Here is a 24,420-nt window from a genome sequence, read left to right as displayed (position 1 = left end):
CGGGCCACGAATCGCCCCGGTCGTTCGTCACGGCGCCACGTCATCATCGGAGACCCTCGTCGTGAGGCCTCGCTCACTGCGCACCTGCCAGCCGTCCCGGCGGCGGCAGCTCCAGCACGGGCGGGGGCTCGCCGGCCGGCCGGTGCTGCCAGTCGGGGTCGATCCAGAGCCATTTGACGAGCTGCGTGCTCCGCGCGTTGGGGACGTATCCCCTCACCCACGGCTTCACCAGCGTCGGCTTCTCCTCGAAATAGAGCGGGATCCGGCACATCCCGTCGAGCGCCCGCCGCTCGGCCGCGCGGAAGCGACGGATGCTCTCCCGCGGATCGGCGATCGCGGCGGCCCGGCGGAGCTCCTCGTCGAACTCCGCATCTGCCCAGCCGCTCCGGTTGTTGGGGCTGTACGACAGGAAGTTGCCGAGCCACGTCTGCGGATGGTTGTAGTCGGCGTACCAGGCCAGCCGGATCACCTGGAAGTTGCCGTCGCGGAGGTTCTTGAGCATCACCCGCCACTCCTCGTTCCGCAGCGTGGCGGAGATCCCGAGGTGGCGCTTCCACATGTCCTGGATGGCCACGGCGACCTGCCCGTGCCCCTCCCCCGTGTTGTAGAGGACCTCGAGCGGCGGAAACCCCTTCGCGCGGAGCTCGTCCCCCTCGCGGACGACCTCGTACCCGGCCTCGGCGAGCAGCGCGCGAGCGCGCGCGGGGTCGTGGCCGACCTCGGGGCTCGCGAACGGATCGGCGCCGCGCGCCCGGTCCTCCGCCACCTGCTCGGCGTAGCCGGATCCGGTGATGTCGGGCACGTAATGCGTCGCCGGCTTCCCCACCCGCGTGACCTTCTCGACGAGCTCGCGCTTGTCGATCGCGAGGTTCAGCGCCCACCGCACGCGCGCGTCGTCGAGCGGCGGCTTCGCCGTGTTGACCTCGTAGTACACGGTGGAGAGGTACTCGCTCCGCCGGAAGTCCTTCTTCCCGGACAGCCAGCCGAGGTGGTCGTACGGGAGCTCGGAGTTGTCGCCGACGTAATCGAGATCTCCCGCCTTGTAGAGCTGCAAGGTGGCGTTGTACTGGGCGATCTCCATCCAGACGATCCGGTGGATCCGGAGGGCGTCGTGGGCCCAGTACGCCGGATTCCGCTTCATCGTGATCTCGTACCGGAACTTCCACTCGTCGAGCTGGTAGGGCCCGTTGACGACGATGTTCTCGGCGCGAAACCAGAGCTCCGGCTCGCCGCGCGCCTCGAACGGCTCGATGACGTCGCGGCGCACCGGGAGCAGGGTGACGAAGCTCGTGAGATCGGTGAAGTACGGCGTGGGCTGCTCGAGCTCCACGTCGAGGGTGAGGTCGTCCCGGGCCCGCACGCCCACGGCGCTGTCGTCCTCGACGAGCTCCGAGGCGGCGACGAACCCGGTCACCCCGCCGCCGGAGGGCGGCGATGGCCGCGGCGCGGCGGGGTCGTACGTGGGGACGCTCGCGTGGGGCGCGACGAGCGCGTACTCGGCGGCGCCCCCGGGCGCGAGCAGGCAGCCCGGGAGGAAGCCGCGGCCCTGGGGTCCCTCGATCTCGAACCAGCGGTCGGCCGCGCCGTTGCAAGCGACCGGCGGGCCGACCCCGAGGAGGGCGACCTCGGCGCCGCGCCACGCGCCGCCGGCGGCCGCGTCGACGGGCGCGGGCGCCGGGGCCGAGCCGGCCGCGCCGAACGAGAGCCGCTCGCCGGCGCCGGTCTTCTCGTCGGGCTCGGCGTACGTCACCGAGGCGACCCCGGGGGGCGGCGCCGGGAGGGGCGGCACCGCCGACGTCACCCGGGCGGGCGACTGGCCGAGCACCACGACGAACGCGCCCCGCGGCAGGGAGAGCGCGGGCGGCGCGTCGGGCCGCGGCGCCGCGCGCAGCGTCGCGGCTTCGCGCAGCGCCTTGAGCTTGCCCAGGTTGAAGAGCTCGCCGTTCTTGAGGACGTGCAGGTTCGTCGCGGCGAGCGAGGCGGTGGAGGGGCGCAGCACGCGCTTCCACGCGTACTCGAAGTCGTGCGCCGTCACCGGCTTGCCGTCCGACCAGCGCGCCTCGGGCCGCAGGTGGAACCGGAAGATCCGGTTGTCGTCGCTCTGCTCCCAGCGCGTCGCCACCCCCTGGACCGGGCGGAGGTCGCCGGCGCCGTAAGCGGTCAGCCCCTCGAACATCTGCTGGAGCAGCGAGATGCTCACCGAGTCGACGGCCTTGCCGGGATCGAGGTATTCCGGCTCCTCGCCGTTGTTGACGTAGAAGGTCGCTGCGTCCTTGCCGGTGCGCGCCGTCGTCCCGACGTAGCCCTCGCTCTCGCCGGAGCAGGCCGCGAGCGACGCGAGGAGGGCGCCGAGGACTGTGCCTCTGTGGTTCAAATTCCCCCCATCACGGATCCAGGGACGCGCTCGGGAGATGCGGTGTCAGTCGGCGAACCCCTTCGGGTTCTGCTCCTGCCAGCGCCAGCTGTCGCGGCACATGGTCTCGAGGTCGCGCTCCGCGCGCCAGCCGAGGAGCTCCGTCGCGCGCGCCGGGTTCGCGTACACGGAGGCGACGTCCCCGGGGCGCCGCGCGACGATCTCGTAGGGGACCCGCTTGCCGCTGACCTTCTCGAACGCGGCCACCACCTCGAGCACGGAGTTCCCGCGCCCGGTGCCGAGGTTGACCGTGAAGCTGTCGCCGACGGTGAAGATGCGGTTCAGCGCGGCGAGGTGCCCGAGCGCGAGATCGACCACGTGGATGTAGTCGCGCACGCCGGTGCCGTCCGGCGTCGGCCAGTCGCCCCCGAACACCCGGAGCTTGTCGCGCCGCCCCACCAGCACCTGCGTGATGAACGGCGTCAGGTTGTTCGGAATGCCGTTCGGGTCCTCGCCGATGAGCCCGCTCTCGTGCGCGCCGACCGGGTTGAAGTAGCGCAGCGACGCGAGCGACCAGCCCCCGGTGGCCGCGACGTCGCGCAGGATGTACTCCACCATGAGCTTGGATTGCCCGTAGGGGTTGGTCGGCCCGAGCCGGCACCCCTCGTCGAGCGGCACGCGCTCGGGATCCCCGTAGACCGTGGCCGACGAGCTGAACACGAGCTTCCGCGCGCCCCGGGCGTCCAGCGCCTTGAGCAGGCACACCGTCCCGGCGACGTTGTTCTCGTAATAGGCGAGCGGCTTCTCGACCGATTCGCCGACCGCCTTGAGCCCCGCGAAATGGATCGTCGCGTCGACCGGGTGCTCGGCGAGCAGCCGATCGAGCAGCGCCGCGTCGCGGACGTCGCCCTGGACGAACGTCACCTGCTTGCCGGCGATCCGCTCCACGCGGTCGACGGCCGCCTTGCGGCTGTTGCAGAGGTTGTCGAGGACGACCACTCGGTAGCCCGCGCGGAGGAGCTCCACGCAGGTGTGCGAGCCGATGTAGCCCGCGCCTCCGGTGACCAGGATCGTCTTGCTCATGTCGTTCTCCCGAGAGGGTCCATGCTGCTCTCCGGTGGATGAGGCCATGGCCCAGGCCAGCGCGTCAACGGGGACGTCTCCATCACCCCGCGGCCGCTCGGCCCGCGAAATCGTTGCGCCGCATCATCGCGCCGCGCGGCCCGCGGGCGCTGCCGCGGCTGCCTGTCGCGCTCAGGGCGCGTCCGGCCCGCCCAGGGTCGGGCCGATCCGGCCCGGCGCGGGAAACTCGAGCTGCGGAAACGCGATCTCGTTCGACGGGTCGTCGCGCCACCGCGGGCCGATCCAGAGCCACTTCACGAGCTGCACGCTCCGCGCGTTGCCCTTGAACCCCTTGACCCAGGGCTTCACCAGCGTCGACTTCGTGTAGAAGTAGAGCGGCATCTTGGGCATGCGGTCGACGGCCCGCTTCTCCGCCCTGCGGAACGTCTGGATGCTCTCCTTGGGATCGGACGTCGCCGCGGCGGCGCGCATCAGGTCGTCGAACTCCCGGTCGGCCCAGCCCGTCCGGTTCTGCGGGCTGTACGAGAGCAGCGTGCCGAGCCAGGTCGCCGGGTGGTTGTACTCGCCGATCCAGCCGAACCGCACGACCTGGAAGTGGCCGTCGCGCACGTTCTTGAGCATCACCTTCCACTCCTCGTTCCGCAGCGTGGCGGAGACGCCGAGGTGGCGCTTCCACATGTCCTGGACAGCGACGGCGATCTGCTTGTGCCCCTCGCTCGTGTTGTAGAGGATCTCGAGGGCCGGGAAGTTCTTCGCCCGGTATCCGTCGCTCTCGCGGACGACCTCGTAGCCCGCCTCGGCGAGCATCGCCCGCGCGCGCTCCGGGTTGAACATGACGTCCGGCGACGAGAACGGGTCGACCCCGAGCCGCCTGTCCTCGGCGACCGCCTCCGCGTAGCCCGAGCCCGTGTAGTCCGGGACGTAGTGCGTGGCCGGCGTCTGCCCGCCGCGCGTGATCTTCTCGACGATCTGCTGCTTGTCGACCGCGAGGTTGAGCGCCCGGCGGACGCGGACGTCGTCGACCGGCGGCTTCCTCGTGTTGAACTCGAACCAGTACGTGGAGAGGTAGGGATATCGCTGGAAATCCTTCTTGGTCGACAGCCAGTCCAGGTGCTCGGAGGGAAGCGAGGAGTTGTCGCCCGCGTAATCGAGATCGCCCGCCTTGTAGATGTTCATGGCGGCGTTGTATTGCTCGATCTCCAGCCAGACGACGCGATGGATCTTCAGCTTGTCGCGGTTCCAGTACATCGGATTCCGCTTCATCGTGATCTCGTAACGGAACTTCCACTCATCGAGCGTGTAGGGCCCGTTGACCACGATGTTCTCGGGGCGGAACCAGAGCTCGGGCTCGCCGCGCTGCGCGAACGCCTCGATGACATCCTTGCGCACGGGGAAGAGGGTCACGTAGCTCGTGAGATCGGTGAAGTAGGGCGTGGGCTGCTCCAGCTGCACGTCGAGGGTGAGGTCGTCGCGGGCGCGGACGCCGACGGCGCTGTCGTCCTCGACGAGGAGCGCGTCGGGCACGAACCCGACCGGGGGCTCGCCCGGCGCGGCCGCGGGGGCCGCCGCGGGGTCGTACGTGGGGAGGTCCGCGTGCGGCGTGACGACCGCGTACGTCTCGCGGGGCGCCGCGCCGGCGGCGGGGGGGACGAGCAGGCAGCCCGGGAGGAAGCCGCGCGCGCCGTCCCGCGCGATCTCGAACCAGCGGTCGGCGGCGCCGTTGCACTGGCACGTCGGGCCCGCGCGGACGATGTCGACCACGGCGCCCTGCCAGCCGCCGCCGGGCGCGGGGCCGAGGGCCGCCGCGCCGCCCTCGCCGAACGAGAGCCGGTCGCCGGCGCCGCCTTTGCCGTCGCCCTTGGCGAACGTCACCGCGGCGGCGCCCTCGGGCAGCGCCGCGAGCGGCGCGATCGCGGTGTCGACCTGGATCGGCGAGCGCGCCAGCACCACGACGAACGACCCCTTGGGCAGCTCCAGGGCGGACGGGGCGTCCGGCCGGGGCGCCGCGCGGAGCGGCGCGGCCTCGCGCAGCGCCTTGAGCTTGCCCAGGGCGAAGAGCTCGCCGTTCTTCAGGACGTAGAGGTTCGTCGCGGCGAGCGAGGCGGTGGAGGGGCGCAGCACGCGCTTCCACGCGTACTCGAAGTCGTGCGCCGTCACCGGCTTGCCGTCCGACCAGCGCGCCTCGGGCCGCAGGTGGAACCGGAAGATCCGGTTGTCGTCGCTCTGCTCCCAGCGCGTCGCCACCCCCTGGACCGGGCGGAGGTCGCCGGCGCCGTAGGTGGTCAGCCCCTCGAAGAGCTGCTGGATCAGCGTGGAGCTCGCCGAGTCGTTCGACTTTCCCGGGTCGACGTACTCCGGCTCTCCGCCGTTGTTGATGTAGATCGTCGCATCGTCCTTGCCGACGCGCGACGTCGTCCCGGCGTACCCGCCTTCGCCCTCGCTGCACGCCGCGAGCGCGAGGCCCGCGAGCCCGAGCGCCGCGACGGCGCCCCGCGCCGCTCGACCGGCGCCCCCGCCGCCCCCCTCGCCGCCGGCACCTCGTCGCTCCGGAGCCCGTCGCATGCTGCGGAAGTAGCACGGGCCGGTAGGGGCAGGAAGGCAGCGGCTGCGCGGCCCGGGCGACCCGCCTCTTCGATCCGCGATCCCGTCGCAGCCCTCCCGCGGCCTTCGTGGTAGGTCGCGCGCCCGTCATGCTGCACGCTCGCGTGGTCGCCTCGTCGGCCGCTCTCTCGGTCTGCTCGGCGCTCGTCCTCGGGCTCCTCGCCGCCGGCTGCGGCGGCGCGAGCTCGCCGGGCGCCGCGCCCCCGCCGGCGGCGCGCTGCGATCCCGCGCGCCTCGACGCGTGCGAGCGCGCCCTCGCCGCGGCCCTCGCCGAAGGCCGCGCGCCGCGCGAGCTCGCCCTGGGGTACGTCGAGGCCCGCGCCGCCCGGGACGAAGGCGATCCGTGGGCGCGCCTGCTCCGCGACCTCGACCGGCGCGGCGGCTCGCGGCCGGGCGTCGCGATCGTCGTCGAGCCGGGCGCCGAGGCCGCCGCCAGGGCGCCGCGCGTGGGCGCGGCGGACGCGACCTGGATCCGCGCGGCGCCGCTGCCGGCCCCCGGCGCGCTCGGCGCCGACGCGCTGCTCCTCGCGCTCGGCGAGGCCCTCGGGTACGAGCACCTCATCCTCGCGCGCGCTCGCGACGGCGCGGTCCACATCTTTCCGCGCGACCCGCTCGGGCCGTTCATGGCCGGCCTCGCGCCGATCGCGCGCGGCGACGCGTCGCTCGCGCGCGCCGCGGACGACATCGCGCTCGCGGCGCTCGTGCGCCGCGCCTTCGGCGCCGCGGGCGCCTTCCGCTACGTCGAGGCCGCCCGCGCCGCCGACGCCCTCGCCGCCGCGCTGAAGGGGCGCGACCCCAACGACGAGCCCGCGCTGCGCGGCCGGTACGCGCTCCAGCTGCTCGGGACGGCCGGCGTCGCGCTCGAGGACGACGGCGACGCGATCGGCGCCAGCGCGCCCTCGGAGGATCCTCCGCCCGCGCCGAGCGACACGCCCTACGGCGATCTCCTCCGCGTGCGCACGGCCCGCGACGGCCGCGCGGCGTGGCGCGCCCGCGGCGCGGCGGTGCTGCGGGCCGTGCCCGCGGACCGGCGCGCCGCGCTCGACGACCTGCTCGGCAAGGCCCCGGGCTGCGGCCGGGACCTCGCCCCGCCCATGGACGGGCCCCGCGACCTCGTGTTCGCCGGCGCCCTCGCCCCCGGCGACGCCGCGGCCGCGCCCGCCCCGCCCGCGGCCGGGAGCTCCGGGGCCGCGGCGCCGGGCAGGCGGCTGCCGCTCGACGCGTGGCTTCCGCGCTACGAGGCGCTCGTCCGCGCCGTCGATCAGACGAGCACCGCGTGGGCCCACGCGCCGAGCCTGCTCTACGAGCGCGGCCCCGCGCCCGCCGCAGGCCAGGCGGGCAGCGCCGCGCGCCGGCGCGTCACCGAGCTCGGCCTCGCGCACCTCGCCGCGCTGCGCGCGCTCGCCGAGGCCGAGCCGCGCCGCTACCGCGCGCTCGCGCAGATCCCCCTCGCCTACAGCCCCGGGGTGCTCGCCGACGAGCGCCTCCGCGACGCCATCGTCGACCTCACGCAGGTCGCCGTCCAGCGCCGCATGGCCGACGCGCGCGACCCCGAGGCGGTCCTCGCCGCGGCGCTCGCCGGCGCCTTCGCCGGCATGTCGTACCCGCCCGAGGTGCAGCCCGCGCACTTCCTGGCCCTCCAGGGCGCGCTCACCGCGAAGCTGCGCGGCGACCTCACCGCGCAGGCCGGCTGGGGCGTCGCCGGCCTGTACGCCGCCGACGCGCTGGTCCGGCTCCTCTCGGATCGAGCGCCCGATCTCGCGTTCTCGTCGGCGCAGATCGAGCGCGCGCTCGCGCCCGCGCCGGCGCTCCCCTACCCCGGCCTCGCGGCGCTCGCCGCGAGCCTCTCGCGCTACGCCGCGCTCGGCGCCGCCGGCGCGCTGGATCCGCGCGCGACCGACGCGGCCCGGCTCCCCCCGGAGCGCCGGGCGGCGCGCGACGCGCTCCGCCGCGCCGTCGCGGGGCTCGCGGCGCCCGGCGCTCCCGGCGACGGCGCGCCGGGCGACGCGGACGCGCCGCCGCCCGGCCTCGTGGAGGACATCACCGCGCTCGCCGACGGCGTCCTCGCCGTGCTGCTCACCGAGCGCTCGCGCAAGCCCCCGCCCGCGAAGGACGCCTGCGCCGCCGCCGGGCGCGGGCCGAGCCCCGAGGCGCGCCGCGCGCTCGCCCGGCTCGGCGACGTCCGCCGCCGGATCCTGCTCGCGCCCCGCTACCGGCAGGGCGACGGCGCGTGGGCGCGGAGCGCGCGGCTCCTCGTGACGCTCCTCTCCGACGCGATCGACCTGCTCGCCGCGCCCGGCGCGGGCCGCGCGCCGCGCGCCGGCGCAGAGGAGCCGCGCGTGCGCTTCACCGTCCCCGCCGCGGACGCCGAGGCCGCCGTCGCCGCGGGCCTCGCCGGCTTCGGCGACCCTGGCCTCGCGGACGCGCTCACCGGCGGCTACGCGCTCGCCCGCGCGCTCTTCTCGTCCGCCACCGCGGACCGCTTCGCGCAGCAGAGCGGCGCGCCGCTCGGCCGGGTGCTCCGCGGGCTCTCCGCGGCGCTCCGCGACGGCCCGGCGCCGCGCGGCGCCGGGCAAGGCACGGCCGGCGTCGCCCTCCTCGACGCGCTCGCGTCGCTGCCCGCCTCCCGGACGGAGGGCGACGTCCGGGGCCTGTTCGTCGGCTATGCGAGGGCGCTCTCGGCGCTCGGGCTGCGCGACCAGGCCGACCTCGCGCTGCTCACCTCGCTCCTCGGCGCGGCCGTGCTGGGCGGGCCGCCGCCGCCGGAGGCCGTCGCGCTCGCGAACGAGCGCGGCAGCCGGGTCGCGTGGGCGCTCTCGTACCTGAGCGAGATCGCGAAGGCCCGGCGCGGCGTCGCCCCGGACCCGGCGGCCTACGCGGGCGCGATGCGCGCGGCGTCGGACGACGCCTGCCAGACGGCCGACGCGGGCGACGTGCTCGCGGTCATGGGCGCCGTGCGCGACTTCGCCGGCGGCCGGCGCGCCGAGGCGCGCGACGCGCTCGACCGCGTCCTCGCGTCCGCCGACGCGCGCGGCCTGCGCGTCCCGCGCATGACCTACCGCTACGAGGAGAAGACCGCGACCCGCGTCTTCTCGCTCAGCTTCGACGTCTCGTACGGCGCCGGGCTCCTCGAGGGGTCGACCGGCTTCCAGCTCGGCCTCGGCCTCCGCACCCGCGGCGCGCCCGAGGGCGCGCTCACGGCCGCGCTCGCGCCCGAGGGCTCGCCCCAGAGCGACGACGACGCCGCGCGCGCCTACGTCGGCGCGGCGGCGCTCGCGGCCGCCTACAACTTCCTCGACGGCGACGCCGAGCGCGGCGCGGCCGCCGCGCGCCGGGCGATCGCCGCGCTCTCGTTCGGCCTGCGGCTCGGGCCGCGGGCGCTGCGCCCGGAGCAGCCGCTCGCCTGGGGCCGCGACGCGCGCGCGCTGCTCGCGATCGACGCCCAGCTCGCCGCCGAGGCCGGCCACCCCTTCCTGGCCGGCGATCTCTGGACGCTCGTGCGCGGCCTCTTGCCGCCCGACGCCGACGACGCCGCGGTCCGGGCGCTGCTCGATCCGCTCCCCGCCGGGCTCGCCGCGGCCCCGGGCATCGGCCCGCTCGCCGCGAGGACCGCGCGCTCGCTCGCCGCGGTCGCCGGCCCGCTCGCGTGCACCGAGGCGAAGGTCGAGCTCGGCGGCTACGAGGAGCCCGCCTGCGACGCCTACCCGCTCGCGCTCTCGCTGCGCATCGCGGACGTGCTCGGTAAGCTGCCGCACCTCCGGCGCGCGGGCAGCGCGGCGGCGTGCCCCGTCCTGCGCAGCCTCGACGGCTTCCTCACGGCCGCGGAGCGGGGCACGTACGACCCCGACGCGTTCACGGCCGCGGTGGAGGCGCTGCGCCGGAGCGGCCGGCTCTACGACGCCGGCGTGCTGCTCTCGCGGCAGCGGCGCGAGGGGCACTGCGGCCCGCTCGTGCTCGCGGCCGCGCGCGCGCTCGGCCGCGCGCCCGCGCTCGGCCCGGCGCTGCGCGCCGATCTGCTCAGCGTCGCGGTGCGCTGCGCGGCCGCGGCGCTCGACGCGAGCGTCGTCGACGACGTCCTCGCGCTCGACGGCGAGACGCGCGCCCTCCCGGACCTCGGCCGCAACCTGAAGGTCGTGCTCTTCGCGACGGAGCTCGCCGTGCGCGCGGAGCGCTGGGACGTCCTCGCGAGGCTCGCGAAGCAGCCCGGGTTCGTCGAGCGGTGGACGGGGGAGAGCGACGACGCGGCGGCGACCGCGCACCTCATCGAGGCCGCCGCGGCCGCGCTCGCGGGCGAGCCGCCGCCGCGCGGCGCGGGCACGGGCGGCGCGCACGCGCGGCTCTGCGGCGCGCCTCCCACCGCGGATCGCGCCGCGCTGTGCGCCGACGTCGAGCGCCTGCGCGCGGGCGCGCTGCCCGAGGTGCAGCGAAGGCAGCGCGCGAAGGAGGCGCTCCAGCGCCTGCTCGCCGCCGCGCGCGGGCAGGCCGACGACCGGTAGCCGCCTGCCCGCCCGCCGCCCCGCGCCTACTTCACGCTGGCGGGCTTCGTCTCGGCCGGCTTCTGATCGGCGGGCTTCGCCGCGGCGGGCTTCGTGTCCGCGGGCTTCGCCGCGGCGGGCTGGGCGGCGGCGGCGGGCTGCGCGGCGGGCTGCGCCGCGGCGGGCTTCGCGTCCGCCGGCTTCGCCGCGGCGGGCTTCGCGTCGGAGCCCTTCGGGGCCGGGGCCGCGGCCGCGGCGCCCTTCGGCGCGGTGGCGGGCACGCCGGCCGGCTTGAGGCCCTTGGTGATGGCCGCGGCGCACGCGAGCTCGACGCCCGTGTCCTTGCCCTCGAACCGCATGATCTTGATCTCGACCCGGCGGTTCTTCTCCTTCGCCTCCTCGGTCTCGCCCGCGTCGGACGCGCAGTGCGCCCCGTAGCCGGCGGCCCGCAGCCGGTTCTTCTCGACGCCGAGCGCGGTCAGCGCCTTCACCACGGCGTCGGCGCGCTTCTTCGTGAGCGTCACGGTGGCGGCGTCGTTGCCGACCTTCTCGGAGTAGGCCGCGACCTCGACGAACTGGATCTGCGGATGGTCCTTGAAGATCTGGGCGATATTGGCGAGGAGCTCCTGCGAGGCGGGCTCGATATCGGCCTTGCCGGCGACGAAGGCGATCTTCGCGTTGAGCTTCACCTCATTGTTGGCGAGCTCGACCGGGGGGACGTCGGGACAACCGTCATCGTCCTGGTAATTGTTCTTGACCTCGGCATCGTTCGGGCACTTGTCGGCCTCGGCGACGATGCCGTCTCCGTCCGGATCGGTAGATTTACATCCGTCCTTGGCGTCCGGCGGCAGGCCGTCCTCTTTCTCGCCAACGCACTTGTCGGTGCCGTCGTCGAGCACGCCGTCCGCGTCCGCGTCGGGCGGCGGGGGCGGCGGCGCCGGCGGCGGAGGCGGCTGCACCGGCGCCGGCGGCTGCGCCTGCACCTGGGGCTCTTTCGCGCAGCCGGCGTTCGCGGCGAGCAGCGATACTGCGAATGCCATTCCAAGCCATCTCGTGGTTCGCATCTCGGGGGCTCCTCTCCTTGGCGTCCTTGATTGCGCCGAGCGCCAGCGTGTTTAGACGACTGCGCCGGAAACTGCGAGATTTAAACGCACGGCGAGGCGCGCGTCTCCCCCTCGGTCGGCGGCGCGTCGGACCCGCTCCGGAGACGACAGCGCCGCTGGCGAGCCATCGAGACTGGCTCCCCCGGGCGCTCCGTGGCTTGCCTGGCGGGCGGAGCTAGCGTTTCTCGGGCGAGAAATCCATCTTTTCGAGTGCGCCACTGCTCTTCAGGTCAGGCCCCTGTGGCTTCTTCGACTTGAGCAGCGGCCTCACAGGCGCCGACAAGGTGGGTGTCGGGGCGACGTTCTGGCGGGGCGGGGGCGCGGGGCGAACGTCGGTCTCGTCCAGCGCTCTCGATTTCTTGACGGGCAGCGGCTCCTGGATCGACCGCGGCGCCGGCGGCTTGTCCGTCGGCGCGCGGAGCCCGTCGAGCGCGCGCTCGCGCGCCGCCGCGACGTCGGGCGCGGCGGCGCCTCGCGGGTCGAGCCGGTCGGCCTCGTCGAGCTGGTCGAGGCACCGGCGCCACGCCGCCTCGTCGCAGGCGCGCAGCGCCTCGGCCCTCAGGGAGCGCGCGCGATCCAGCGGCTCGACGAGCGGCGACGGCGCCTCGACGGGCGGGGCGCTCGGCAGCGGCTCGGGCAGCGGCGCGACCTCGGGCAGGTCCCGCGTCGAGCGCAGGAGCCGGACGATGACGATCGCGAGGATCGCCAGGGCCGCGGCGGCGGCGAGCTCCGCGAGCCAGCGCTCCCGCATCCACCGCCGCATCCTCGACACGCGCTGCCGCACCCGGGCGGCGGGCACCCGCTCCTCGGCGGCGATGCTCTCGAGCTTCTCTCCCTCGCCTTCTCGGGCCATCCACGAGAGCGTCTGCCTCCCGTCGCGGTTCGCCGCGGCCTGCTCTTCGGCCCAGCGCGCCAGCTCGCGCGCCTCGACGGGCGGCGGACCGACCGGCAGGTCGGGCAGCTCGGTCGCGGTCTCCCGGAACGAGCGCCGGTGGTGGTCGGCGACCTTGTGGCGCGCGATCCCGAGCAGCCATCGCCGGAGCTCCGTCGGGTCGGCCGGGCGCGCGGGCGAGGCGAGCGCCTCGCAGAGGACGGTCTGCACCACGTCGTCGACCTCGCCGCTCGGCACCCGCCGTCGCACGAACTCCTCGAGGGCTCGGCGGATCCCCGGCTCGGCCAGGGGGTTCGTCGCGGGGGCGCTGGGCTCGGTGGTCATCGTCGTGCTCATCGCCCCTGCATCGCGCGGCGGCCGCGGAGTGTGACGCGCCCGCTCGAGAATACGGCAGATCTCGCTCGGGCGTCACACTCCGTCGCGCGGCGCCGGCGGCCGGGCGTGGGTCCTCCGCCCCCTGCTGCCGCCTCGAGGTCGCGCGGCGAACGCCGGACGGCGCCAAGATCGTGATCACCGAAGGAACGGGGGGTGCTAGGGTGCCCGGTCACATCGACGGGCTGTCCGTCGAGGATGGGGGCGCGACGGCCCGACCGGCGCCGCCCTCATGCCGCCCTGGAGATCGTGCATGTCTCGCCGTTACTGGCTGATGAAGAGCGAGCCTCAAAAATATTCGTTCGCGCAGCTCGTGCGCGACGGCCAGACGATGTGGGACGGCGTCCGGAACTTCGAGGCCCGCAACAACATGCGGGCCATGAAGCCGGGGGATCTCGTGCTCTTCTATCACTCGAACGAGGGCAAGGCGGTCGCGGGCGTGGCGCGCGTCAAGCGCGAGGCGTACCCGGATCCGACCGCCGAGGCGGAGGAGGACTGGAGCGTGGTGGACATCGAGCCGGTCGCCCCGCTCAAGGTGCAGGTGACCCTTGACACGATCCGCGGCGACGAGTCGCTGGCCGAGATCGCGCTCTTGAAGAAGTCCCGGCTGAGCGTGGTCCCCGTCTCGAAGGAGCACTTCGATCGGGTGCTGAAGCTGGGCAAGACCAAGATCGCTTGACGCGGGCACCCGGGGTAACGACTAATCCCGGCGTGAACCTCCGCCCCGGAGCCCGAGCCCTCGCCCTCCTCCTCCTCTCCAGCGCCGCGTGCGGCGGCCCGCCCACGCCGTCCCCGGTCGAGGGCGAGCCGATCTGCCCCGACTTCGAGGTCGGGGCGACGCGCGCGCCGATGCGCGGCAGCCTTCGCTTCCCGGTCACGCTGACGGTGCGCGACGGCAAGGACCCGATCACGCGCGCGACGCTCACCGGGCGCCGGTCGAAGGACGATCCGGTGAGCCGCGTCCTGCTCGCCGACGAGGACGCCGAGTACGAGCTCGAGTGGGCGCAGTGCGAGAACGAGCGCGCGCCGAGGGCGCGCACGCTGCCGCTCGAGACGAAGCACACCGCCGAGTACGCGTGCGGCAACGCGACGGTGTACAAGACCGACAAGCTCGTCACCCGCAAGGGCGACGCCGCGTCGCGCACGGTCCACTTCGCGGCCCCGCCGAAGCCGGAGTGCTGGGAGAGCGAGCTCCCGACGGCCCCGCCCGCCCCCTCGCCCACCGCGGTCGCCGAGCCGGCGCCGGCCGACGCGTCCGCCGAGCCGGCCGCCGCCGACGGGGGCGCGGCCGATGCGGGCGCGGTCGACGCGGGCGCGCGCGGCGCAGGCGCCACGCCGGCGGACGCCGGCGCGCCCCGCGGCGCAGGCGCTGCGCCCCGCGACGGGGGCGCGGGCGGCGCGCCGAAGCCTCCCAGCGCCGGGGCCGGGGACGCCGGCGTGACCCCGCAGGGCAGCTAGCGCGGGCGCGACGGGGGCGGCCCGCCGAGGCGCCAACAGAAGAGAAGAAAAAACGCAAAGGCGCAAAGGCGCAAGGGGGGAAAGAAGGCACACATCCCTGGCGTGCGCCGGCGTCCCGCATCCGCAAGGACGCTGGGAACGATCACCTTCCCTCTTGCTTTTTTGCGCCTTTGCGCCTTTGCGCCTTTGCGTTTCCTCTCGCTCTCTTCGGCCCGCTCGCAGCCGCTAGGAGCGCCCCGGCCTCGTGATGGGCAGCCCCGGCGTGAGCTTCGCCGGGTTGAACAGGCCCGCGCGCTTGTGGTGGTTCGCGTGCATGTAGATGCCGTGCCAGAGGAGGTTGCCGAGCCGGTAATATCCGTGGTTCAGGTTCACCGGCTTGAAGTCGCCGTCCGGCGAGGACGCGTTGTGCGTCGACCAGTTGAAGTGCACGAGGTGCAGAAAACCGACGATGGACGCGGGCACGAAGAGGAAGAAGAACCCGACCGGGCCGAGGAACACGTACCAGCACGCGATGAGCAACAGGTTCGTCGCGTAGCTCACGTACGCGCGGACCCGCTCGTAACGGCGGCTCTCGGGCGTATCGCCGTAAAGATCGAAGTAGATCTGCTGGAGCTGGCGCTCCACGTTCACCACCGTCTTCACCAGGAACACCCAGTAGCTGGCCACGACCGGGTGCGGATCCCTGTCGACATCGTCCGAGTAGCGATGGTGGCGCTGGTGGATCACCTCCCAGGACGCGAACCGCGTGAGCACCATGAGCCCGCAAAGCTCGCCGACGAGCCGGTTGATCGGCCGCGGAAAGTTGTTGTGGGTCGCGTTGTGGATGAACACGCTGCAAAGGATCTGCGCGTGGCAGACCAGCGGCAGGAGCAGCCAGAGGCGGCTGTCCCATCGCTCGATGAGCGGCTCGTGCCCGCCGAGGCGCATGCACGCGAGGAGGGCCACGCACGCGAGCGCGTAGAAACCGTCGTAATAAAGGTAAAAGTATCGGTTCCGCCGGAGCTGCGTGAATGGCAGCGACGTCAGCGTGGAAACGATCACCGACATGTGCTTGAGCCTCCCCCGCGCCCGAGGCGGCGCTGCCCTGGCGCGGAGAGGGCTCCACGCCGAGGGCCGCCTCCGCCTCGACGCGAACGCCATTGTCCAGACGTCTGGGGTACACCGGTTCCTCACTTCCGTCCATAGCTCTGTCCAGGATTCGCCGCCCGGAGCTGGATTTCAACGCGCGCCGCTGGAACCGCGCGGGCTCATCGATGTGCGAAGGGTGCGAATGTGAGTTCGCGGCTCGCCGTCGTTCCCGGAGCTGCGACGCGACCGTGCGAGGCGCCTCCGCGCGGATCGCTCAACGTTGTTGGAGCTGGACAACAGTGATAGTGATGGTGGGGTGACAGCCGAAGTCGCCACACGAGCTCCAGCATCCGGCGGCGAGGAGCGCCCGCGGCGCGCGCCGTGGCTCGTGAAGCACCCTGCCGAGCGGCGCCAGATCGGGATCGTCGCCGCCTACCTCGGCCTGCTCGCGGCGATGTTCTGCGCGCCCGCGTGCCGCAACGTCGTCGCGTTCGCGGCGGCGTGCTGCCTGAGCTTCCTGAACGCCGTGGTCATCCACAACCACCTGCACCAGGGCATCTTCCAGAGCCGCCGGCTGAACATGCTCTTCCGCTGCGTGCTCAGCTTCGGCGCGCTCTACCCGGCGTCGGCGAACGTCCCCTCTCATAACCTGGTGCACCACCATTTCGACGACGAGGGCCAGCCCGACTGGGCGGCGCCGGAGCACGTCTCGTTTCGCTGGAACCTCCTCAATCTGATCCATTTCCCCAACGTCGCTGGGCCGAACACCTTCGCCGGCGTCGCGCGCTGGAACGCGCTCGCCGGCCGGCCCGCGCACGTCCGGCAATACCGGCTCGAGACGGCCTTCGCCTTCGGGCTCACCGGGGCGCTCCTCCTCGTCGATTTCTGGACGGCGCTCTTCTTCGTCGTGCTCCCGCAGCTCTACGGCGCGCGCTGCATCCTCCGGATCAACCTCATCCAGCACGACGGGTGCGACGTCCGGAGCGAGTGGAACCACTCGCGCAACTTCGTCGGACGCGCCTTCAACTGGATCATGTGCAACAACGGTTACCACACGATCCACCACAACCGGGCCGGGCTGCACTGGTCGGTGCTCGCCGAGGCGCACCAGCGCGAGGTCGCGCCGCGCATCGATCCGGGGCTGAACGAGCCGAGCATGCTCGGCTACCTGCTCCGGACCTACGTGCTCCGCTTCGATCGGCCCGCCCCCCGCGACGTCGCCCGGGCGGAGCGGTCCGCGCCGCCGATCGCGCTCTCGCCCCGCGAGCTCCGCCGCGCGGAGGCCGAGGCCGCCAGCGTGTAGGGCGCGCCGAGCGATGCTGACGCGCGAGCTCATGGGCGCCCTCGCCCTGGCCATCCTCTGGGTGAACACGCTGCTCATCGCCGCGGCCGCGCTCAAGCAGCTCGCGGCCGTCGCGGCGACGCTCCGGCGGCTCGGCGCGCGCCTCGATCGGCGCGGCGCCGCGCCGATCGAGGCGCGCGTCCTCCGCGGCGACGGGCGCGGCGGCGCGCTCGCCGGCCACCGGATCGAGCAGGTGGGCCGCGCGGGCGCCGCGGGCTCGGCGCGCGAGGAGATCGTCTTCGCCGACAGCGGCCGCGGCGGCGAGATCTACGGCGGCGCCGTCGTCGCGGGCGGGCGGGAGATCGCGATCGCGCCCGCCGTGGAGGGCGAGGTCTGGGTGTCGCGGGCCGAGGTCCGCGCGGCGTCCGCCTGCCCCTCCGAGGCGCGCTTCGACGAGGCCTACGAGCACGCGCGCAGGCCGCGCGGCTTCTCCCGGACCGTGGAGGCCCGGATCTGCGCGGGCGCGCCGGTGTGGCTGATCGGCGACGTGGAGCGGGACGTGGACGGCGCGGATCGCATGCGCCCCGCGCTCGTGTCCAGCGTGGACCCGCGCGCCGTTTGCCGGCGGAAGGTCGCGCTGCTCTCGCTCGGCGTGGCCGGCGTCCTCGCCGGCCTCGTGGGCTGCACCGCGCTCGCGCTGTCGCGGCCGCGCTTCGGGCCCCTGAGCACCGCGGGCGGCGCGCTCTGCCTCGCGTTCTTCCTGCTCGTCCAGCCGCTCGGGACCGCCCTGCGCGACGCCGCGCGCCTCCCGAGCGCGGCGCCCGCGCGCGGCCGCTGGGTCCGGCGGCGCGCGGGCGCCGCGTCGCCTCGCGTCGCCTCCGGCTAGGCGAGACGAGCCGATCGAATCGCCTGGCGACAGGAGCCGATCGAGCGTGACGCGATGCGCGCGCTCCGCGCATCCCGTGAGGTTGCCGCCAGCGCAGCGCGCCCGTCGACGAGGCTCAAAGCTCGGCGCCCGAGCCACCGGCTCGGTCGTACGTGGTAGGTTAGCAGCCGAGCATCGATGAACTTTCCACGCAGCCTGGTCGAGGCTCTCGGCCGCAAGCAGCTCGTACCCTTCGTGGGCGCGGGCGTCGCCATGGCGGTGCGGCGGGCCTCGGATGGAAGCTCCCTCTTCCCGAGCTGGCCTGCGCTGCTCTCCGCGGCCGCGGCGCGCCTCGAGGAGGAGGGGCGCAACAAAGACGCGGCGCTCGTGAGCGCGCTCCTCGCGCTCGACGCGCCGCGGCTCCTCGAGGCCGCGCAGGAGGCGAAGCGCGCGCTCGGACCGACGTGGAGCCGCTTCCTCGTCGAGCAGCTCAGCCCCGATGCGAAGGACGTGCTGCCCGCGTCCCTCGAGCTCGCGCGGCTCGTGTGGGGGCTGGGAAGCCAGCTCGTCATCACCACGAACTACGACGCCGTCCTGCGCTGGGCGTGCCCTGATCCCGGCAACCTGCGCGAGTGGAACATCGAGACCCCGTCAGGGCTCGTCGAGCTCCTCCAGGGCGCGATCCAGCGGCCCACGGTGTGGCACCTGCACGGCACCATCCACCACGTGGACGACATCATTCTCACGCCCGACGGGTACACGACGCTCTACCCGCAAAGCCCCACGGTCGAGGTTCGCTACAGGGCCGCGCTGGAGTCGCTGCGCACCCAGATGGCGGGGAGGACGCTGCTGTTCGTCGGCGTCAGCCTCGAAGACCGCGTGTTCGGCGATCAGCTCCGCTGGGTCGCTCAGGCCTTCCGTGGCGCGGCCGGACCGCACTTCGCGCTCGTCCGTCGCGAGGACCGGAAGGCGTTCGAGCGGCGTGCGGCAGAGCTGCCCGTCGAGATGGTCGAGTTCGAGGCGTTCGGAGAGCCTCTGCACGCGCAGCTGCGCGCGCTCGCGGCGGCGGCGCCGGAGGGCAGGCTGGGCCCTCGTTAGCCCCTCGCCACGGAGGCACCCGTGGCGAGGGGGCTCCCCTCGGCGTGCCGCGCGAGGGCGACGCTGACGAAGGAGCGCCGCGCGCCGCGCCCGGAGACGTGACCGGCTGGGCCGAGCGGCTCCGCGCCTCGCGGCTATGGGACCTGGCCGCGGCCGACGTGGAAGTGGCCCGCACCCGGGAGGAGACAGCGGCGCTCGCCGCGGCGTGCGCGGCGCACGCCGCCGAGTCGACCGCGGCAGCCACGGAGGCTCTCGGCTTCGCGGACCCGTGGCGCGACGATGCGCTGCCCGGAAGGACGATCGCCGGCCTCGAGGTCCTGCTTGGCGCCGCGCCGCTCGATCCACCGCTCAATGCCGTCGAGGTAGCGCTGCTGACGATCGCTCCGGTCGCTCGCGAGACGCTCCTGCGCGCCGCGTTGCTCGACCTCGCCCGCCACCACCCGGCGTCGTTCGCGCAACGACCGGGCGCGGCGGGCCTGCGCCTCGAGCTCGAGGCGCAGCACCGCATGAGCCGCGGGCTGGTCGTGATCGCCGAGGCCGCGCCGGGCGCCGACTCGCCGGCGGCCCGCGCGATCGCGGCCGCGCTCGCGAGCCGGGCGGCGATCACCTCGCCCGAGACATGGAGGCGCCTCCCGCCAGCGCTGCGGCACGCGCAGGGCCAGGCCGCCCGCGGGCTCGCCGCGCTGGAGCGCGTGGCGCCGCTCACCGAGCTCGCGCAGGTCGCGGGCGCCCCGCTCGATGGGCGCGGCTCCCGCGCCCCCGCGGGCTTCGGCGCGCGCGAGCTGTCGCTGCTCACCCTCGACGATCGAGAGATCGGCGTCCGCGAGACGTTCCTTCTGCACCTCTCGCAGATCGCCGGCATGATGGCGCTAGACGCCCGCGCGCTGCCGGACTGGGCGCTCGCGACGCTCGGCACCTCGGACCCGGCGAGCCCCGCGCTCTGGGCGGCGACGCGGGACGGGCTCACCTGGAGCGTGCGGGCCGAGCAGCTCGCCATGGCTGGCTCGTGCCCGCACCCGGCGTTCGATCTGCACCTCGACGCGGTCGTCGGACAGCTCCGGACGCTGCTCGATCGCGCGGCAGCTTCCTGGATCTCGCGCCGCGGGGCGCCGCGGAGGGCGGCCCCGTTCCCGAGCCGGGTCGATCGACGGAAGCTCCGCCCGACGCAGCTCGACGACGGCCGGCCCTGCTACGAGCAGCCGCCGCCGCAGCTCGCGATCCCGCAGGATCGCCTCGTCGACCTCGCCCCGCGGCTCGTCGCGCCCGGCTCCCCGTCGGACATCGCGCTCGGGCTCTACCGGAACGCCGTCGACGCGTGCCGCTACCGGCAGGCGCGGCAGGTGTACGCCGAGCGCGCCGTCGGCGCCCCGCCACGCCCCTACTTGGGCGAGATCCGCATCGAGCACGGGCAGGACGAGCGCGGCGTCTTCGTCGCGTGCCGCGACTCCGGCGCCGGGATGGATACCGAGACCTTCCAGGCTTGCTTCGCCGCCGCCGGCGCGCCGCTCTGGCGACATCCTGGCTTCCTCATCGAGGGGCGCGCTGGGCGGCCGTGGGCCCATCGCCGCCGGGCTTCACGCCCATGGGGCACGACGGCCACGGCATCGCCGCGCTCATCGCCACGGCGACCGAGCTGGAGGTCGAATCGCAGGCGCTCGACGCGGAGGGCCGCCCCGGCGAGCGCTTCGTCGCGCGCATCACCTCCGCGGGGCGCGTGATCCGCCTGAGCCGCCTGCCTCCGGGCGACGGTGGGACCCAGGTGCGCGTGTACCTCCGGGGCGCCGCGCTGCAGGGCGACTTTCTCGATGAGCTCGCGGCTCGGCTCTGGGTCGCGCCGTTCGCCACCGTTGCCACCGCCCCGTCCGGCTCGAGGACGTGGCCCGCCGGGGCGCTCACCACGGACGCCGGCGGCGCGTGCGTGGCGGCGCGCAATCCCGCCTTCTGGTGGGTCGACGGCGAAGGGGCGCTCCTCGGGAACGGGCTGCGCACCGAGCGCGCGCTGCCGGGCATGGTCCTCGATGTCGCGCATGACGATGCCACCAGCGTGGATGACGTCCAGATCTGCGCGATCGCCGAGCGCGAGATCGAGGCGCTCCTCGGCGCCGGGATCGTCTCCACGGCGTGGCTCTGGGAGCTCGAAGGGGCCTTCCCGAAGCTCGCCGGCGCGATCGTGGCCGCGCTCCGGGGCGCGGGCGCGCGGGTCCCGCACAGGGTCCCCGGCCGGTCGGCCGACGGGCCACGGACGTACGAGGTTCCCGTCGCTGCGCTCGGGGTGTCGCGCCTGGATTTCGGGCTCTTCATCTGGGGCCCCACGCTCCCTCCCACGACGGCGCCCATGCGCGAGTCTCATGATGACCAGGAGCCGCAACCCCCGCAGCGGCGGGTATTCTCCGAGCACCTCACAAGAGAGGCGCCCGAGTGGCTCATCGCATCGCGGCTCGCGGCGTGGGCGTCGATCGGGGTCGATGCGCGCGGCTGGGAGTTTCGGCCCGAGCACCTCGACGTTCCCCTGCCCCCCTGCCCTCCGCTCCTGCCCGGGGATGCCATCGCGCTGTCCATGAACCTCGACGGCCGCGCTCCCTGGGTGACCACCGAGATCTCCCCCGAGCACGTCGTGAATGCGGCGGTGCAGCTCGGCGAGCCCATCGGCGCCGCGGCCGCGCGCTTTCAGCGCTTCGCCGGCCTCGGCGTCCGGACGTCCGACGCGAGCTTTTCGCTCCTCGCGGACGTGCAGCTGAGCGCCGAGGAGCCGCGCCTCGTGTTCTTTCGCGGCGCGCCCGAGTGGCAGCAGGTGCTGGTGACCGCGGAGCGCGGGTGCACGTACGGCGAGGCGTGCGCGTGGCTGCGACGGTTCGAGCCGCTCGGCATCGCCACCGTGCCGCCCCCCGAAGGCGCCGCCGCGCTCCGGTTCTCGCGGCAAGAAGTCGCCGCGCTGACGCAGCACGGCGACCACGCCAGGGGGCGCATCAGGGCGGCCAGCCTGATCGAGGCGGCGCTCTCCGCCAAGATGCCCGTCGACGCCCTGCACGACCTGATGCAGCGCCTCGGCGCGGTCGGGATCGAGGTGCCGAAGCTCGACCTCGATCAGCTTCGCGACTGGCTCGATCACCCCGCCGACTTTGCCATGTTGAGGGGTTTCCTCGACAGCGAACAGCGGCTCTCGCGCGTCTCGCTGGTGCGCCTCTCGGCCGCGACGCGCGCGCCGATCTCGGCCCTCCGGGATCTGGCGGACGCGTGCGCGGCGCTGGGGATCCCATGCGACCCGCTCCCGGAAGATCCGTCCGATTCCCCGCTGGACGCATCCCATCTGCAGCTCGTGTCGCGCCACCTCAACGGGCACGCCCCCTGGAAAGAGCGGCCGCTCGACGTCGCCGGCCCCGCGGACCTCGCGGTCGTCGCATGGAGGGACACGGTGCTCTGGGAGTCGCACATCACGCTCGAACAGATGCTGAGCGCGCACGATGCGGTGGGCGATGCGATGCTCAAGACGATCGTGCTGCTCCGCCGCCTGGGCGACGCGGTGCCGCATGTCACCTGGCTCGCGCTGGCCTGCCTCTCGGAGGCAGGCAACGGCATGGCGCCGTGGCGCACGGGTCGGATTCCGGTCACGCATGTGCTTCGCGTCGCGGCTGACGCCGGCGTGCCGGTCGGTGAGGCAGCGAACGCGCTGCTGCGCGCCTTCGGGGGCTCGGGCTTGGCAGGCCTGTACGCGCGCTGGGCCGCGCTCCGGGACACGCGCGTTTCCCTTTCCCAGGTCGCGTTGCTGGAGGAGCTCGATCTCCCCGATGACATCGGCCACGAGGACGCCATCGCGTTCCCGCAGCTCCTATTTGCTGCTGTCCGCACCGGCTTGCCGCTAGACTACCTGCTGGAGAGCCTGTCGTGGCTGACGTCCCTCGGCGTGCGTCTGCCGCCGCCAACGGGGATATGGGAGTGGGGCACGGAGGACGTGCTGGTCCTCTCGAAGAACCTCGACGGACGGCCGCCCTGGGTCGGGCCAACGATCGACGCCGGGCACCTGCTGCGGGCGGCGCATCAGCTCGCGCTCCCCCTGGGTTCGACGCTGGATCGGGCAGCGCGGCTCGCCCGCGTGGGCTACCGCCTCGACGTGCCCGCGTCGAACGCCGACGCAGGCGCGATCGCGAAGGAGGATCTCGTGGTGGCGTCCGTCCGCCTCGACGGAGAGGCTCCGTGGCTGCGGGGCCGGGTCGACGCCGCGCATGTTGAGGCCGCCGCGGCCGCCAACCGCGAGACCCCGGAGGTCACGTGGCGCCGGCTGCAGCGGCTCGCGGCTGTGCTCGCACTGGAGCTGCCGCCCGAGCCGACCGCGAAGGCCGCGCCGGGCGAGGCGCCCGCGGGCGCAAAGGCGGACGGGGCGATCTCGGAACGTCACGCGGTGCTCTACGTCGTCGGCCAGCAGGGCCCACTGCGTCGCTTCTCGCTGGACCGCCCTGAGGTGGTCATCGGGCGCGACCGGCAGTGTGACGTGCCGCTCGACGACCACGCGGCCTCGCGCCGGCACTGCCGGCTCGCGCGCCGCGACGACGGCAGCTTCCTGCTCATCGACGAGTGCAGCCGCAATGGCATCTACGTGGGAGGCAAGCGAGTCTTCACCCAGCGCCTGATCGAGGACGCCAACATCCGCATCGGCACGACGCGCCTCCAGCTCCGGTTCACCTCCGGCCCTGCGAGCGGATCCGGCGAGGAGCCGGCATCCAGCGAGGAGCCAGCGATCTCCTAGGCCCCGCGCGGGGCGCGCATCGCCGCCGCGGACACGCCTGCATCTGGTGGCAGGACGACCGCCCCCATCCGCCTCGCTGGGCTCACCGCCCGACGTCCCGGTCGGCCGGCCCTGACAGGGCCGCCGAGGGATGCGGCGGGTCGAGCAGCCGATCAACCGCGTCCTCGGGCAGCTCGTCGAGCCGCTCGACCGAGAGATCCGCGCCGAGCGCCGCGTGCCGCGGGCCCACGCCGATCACCTTCATGCCGCCGCGCTTGCCCGCGAGGACGCCGGCGGGCGCGTCCTCGACCGCCACGCACCGGCCCGGCGGGACGCCCACGGCCTCGCCCGCGCGGAGGAACACCGCGGGGTGCGGCTTGCCGTGTGACACCTCCTCGCCGCTGACGACGGCGTCGAACGCGCCCGCGAGCCCGGTCGCGGCGAGGATCGCGTCGATGTTCTCGCGCGGCGCGGAGGACGCGATCGCCATCCGGAAGCCGCGCGGAGGGAGCGCGCTCAGCCACGCGCGCACGCCGGGCAGCGGATCGATCCCCGACGCGGCCACCCGCTCCCGGTAGCGCCGCTCCTTCGCGCCGGCGATGCGGGCGATCTCGGCTTCCGCGATCCCCGGATCGATCAGGCGGCGGAGCAGATCGTCGTTGCGCATCCCGAACACCGCATCATGGTCGGCGCGGTCGTAGGTGCGCCCCTCGGCCGCGAGCGCGTCTCGCCAGGCGGTGAAATGGAGCTCGCTGGAGTCGATGAGCGTCCCGTCCAGATCCCAGAGAACGGCCTTCGGCCGCGAGAGCGACATGGAAAGACACTAGCACCCGCCGCTCCGCGGAATCTCCACGGCGCCGGAATCCCCGCCGCCCGGCGCGCACGCCCGTCCGCTGATCGCAGGGTTCCCCGCGGGCGGCCGGTCGCTGCGTCGCGGATTTCTGCTATCGCTCCCCCGCGATCCTCGGGCCGCCTCCCGGACCTCGGCCGAGCCCGGCCGCCTCGCCGAGCGCGCTCCGCTGTTCCGCGGGGAAGCTGTTCCCTACGTAG

The 24,420-nt window shown here is 74.3% G+C and carries 15 protein-coding genes; 8 read left to right on the top strand and 7 right to left on the bottom strand.

Annotated elements, in window-relative coordinates; translation table 11 throughout:
* Positions 1 to 73: 73 nt before the first annotated feature.
* The 3 genes from NQZ70_RS21665 to NQZ70_RS21655 form a co-directional block, all read right to left on the bottom strand.
* Positions 74 to 2,374, bottom strand: a complete 2,301-nt coding sequence (locus NQZ70_RS21665; protein WP_129575901.1) for a peptide ABC transporter substrate-binding protein — start codon at positions 2,372 to 2,374, stop codon at positions 74 to 76.
* 45 nt (positions 2,375 to 2,419) lie between these two features.
* Positions 2,420 to 3,436 carry a UDP-glucose 4-epimerase GalE gene (gene galE, locus NQZ70_RS21660; RefSeq protein WP_129575900.1) on the bottom strand — a complete coding sequence of 339 codons (1,017 nt, stop codon included), beginning with the start codon at positions 3,434 to 3,436 and terminating at the stop codon, positions 2,420 to 2,422.
* Between the two features lie 171 nt (positions 3,437 to 3,607).
* Positions 3,608 to 5,998, bottom strand: coding sequence for a peptide ABC transporter substrate-binding protein (locus NQZ70_RS21655; protein WP_129575899.1), 2,391 nt, complete (start codon positions 5,996 to 5,998; stop codon positions 3,608 to 3,610).
* A 128-nt stretch (positions 5,999 to 6,126) separates the two neighbouring features.
* On the opposite strand from NQZ70_RS21655, the gene NQZ70_RS21650 reads away from it, so the two are divergent.
* Complete coding sequence (locus NQZ70_RS21650; RefSeq protein ID WP_129575898.1) at positions 6,127 to 10,533, top strand: hypothetical protein; 4,407 nt, start codon at positions 6,127 to 6,129, stop codon at positions 10,531 to 10,533.
* 26 nt (positions 10,534 to 10,559) lie between these two features.
* Here the strand turns inward: NQZ70_RS21650 and NQZ70_RS21645 are convergent, their stop codons facing one another.
* Positions 10,560 to 11,552, bottom strand: a complete 993-nt coding sequence (locus tag NQZ70_RS21645) for an OmpA family protein (protein WP_272828969.1) — start codon at positions 11,550 to 11,552, stop codon at positions 10,560 to 10,562.
* A gap of 238 nt (positions 11,553 to 11,790) precedes the next feature.
* Positions 11,791 to 12,831 (bottom strand): RNA polymerase sigma factor, encoded by a 1,041-nt coding sequence (locus NQZ70_RS21640; protein WP_237245499.1) that lies wholly within the window; start codon positions 12,829 to 12,831, stop codon positions 11,791 to 11,793.
* A 301-nt stretch (positions 12,832 to 13,132) separates the two neighbouring features.
* On the opposite strand from NQZ70_RS21640, the gene NQZ70_RS21635 reads away from it, so the two are divergent.
* Together NQZ70_RS21635 and NQZ70_RS21630 are read left to right on the top strand one after the other, a co-directional pair.
* Entirely contained in the window at positions 13,133 to 13,558 is a 426-nt protein-coding gene (locus tag NQZ70_RS21635; protein WP_165374088.1) for an EVE domain-containing protein, read from the top strand.
* A 32-nt stretch (positions 13,559 to 13,590) separates the two neighbouring features.
* Positions 13,591 to 14,337 (top strand): hypothetical protein, encoded by a 747-nt coding sequence (locus NQZ70_RS21630; protein WP_129575896.1) that lies wholly within the window; start codon positions 13,591 to 13,593, stop codon positions 14,335 to 14,337.
* 225 nt (positions 14,338 to 14,562) lie between these two features.
* Here NQZ70_RS21630 and NQZ70_RS21625 read toward each other — a convergent pair whose 3' ends face one another.
* Positions 14,563 to 15,384, bottom strand: a complete 822-nt coding sequence (locus NQZ70_RS21625) for a fatty acid desaturase (protein WP_129575895.1) — start codon at positions 15,382 to 15,384, stop codon at positions 14,563 to 14,565.
* A gap of 337 nt (positions 15,385 to 15,721) precedes the next feature.
* On the opposite strand from NQZ70_RS21625, the gene NQZ70_RS21620 reads away from it, so the two are divergent.
* The 5 genes from NQZ70_RS21620 to NQZ70_RS53135 all read left to right on the top strand — a co-directional run bounded on the left by NQZ70_RS21620 (position 15,722) and on the right by NQZ70_RS53135 (position 23,391).
* A complete protein-coding gene (locus NQZ70_RS21620; RefSeq protein WP_237245498.1) occupies positions 15,722 to 16,708 on the top strand; it encodes a fatty acid desaturase in 987 nt (328 codons plus the stop codon).
* Between the two features lie 13 nt (positions 16,709 to 16,721).
* On the top strand, positions 16,722 to 17,573 hold the full coding sequence (locus NQZ70_RS21615; RefSeq protein ID WP_129575894.1) for a hypothetical protein: 852 nt from the start codon (positions 16,722 to 16,724) through the stop codon (positions 17,571 to 17,573).
* A 177-nt stretch (positions 17,574 to 17,750) separates the two neighbouring features.
* Positions 17,751 to 18,650: an SIR2 family protein gene (locus tag NQZ70_RS21610; RefSeq protein WP_129575893.1), complete on the top strand. Its 900-nt coding sequence runs from the start codon at positions 17,751 to 17,753 to the stop codon at positions 18,648 to 18,650.
* Between the two features lie 44 nt (positions 18,651 to 18,694).
* On the top strand, positions 18,695 to 20,368 hold the full coding sequence (locus NQZ70_RS21605; protein WP_237245497.1) for a hypothetical protein: 1,674 nt from the start codon (positions 18,695 to 18,697) through the stop codon (positions 20,366 to 20,368).
* A gap of 290 nt (positions 20,369 to 20,658) precedes the next feature.
* Positions 20,659 to 23,391 carry an FHA domain-containing protein gene (locus tag NQZ70_RS53135; RefSeq protein ID WP_324293062.1) on the top strand — a complete coding sequence of 911 codons (2,733 nt, stop codon included), beginning with the start codon at positions 20,659 to 20,661 and terminating at the stop codon, positions 23,389 to 23,391.
* A gap of 82 nt (positions 23,392 to 23,473) precedes the next feature.
* Here NQZ70_RS53135 and NQZ70_RS21595 read toward each other — a convergent pair whose 3' ends face one another.
* Positions 23,474 to 24,184 carry an HAD family phosphatase gene (locus NQZ70_RS21595; protein WP_129575891.1) on the bottom strand — a complete coding sequence of 237 codons (711 nt, stop codon included), beginning with the start codon at positions 24,182 to 24,184 and terminating at the stop codon, positions 23,474 to 23,476.
* Positions 24,185 to 24,420: the final 236 nt, after the last annotated feature.

It is taken from the genome of Sorangium sp. So ce836 (genome assembly GCF_028553905.1).
In the GTDB taxonomy this organism is placed as follows: Bacteria; Myxococcota_A; Polyangia; order Polyangiales; family Polyangiaceae; genus Sorangium; species Sorangium cellulosum_D.
Note: the sequence above shows the minus strand (reverse complement) of the source record. Positions and strands in the feature narration are given on the sequence as shown.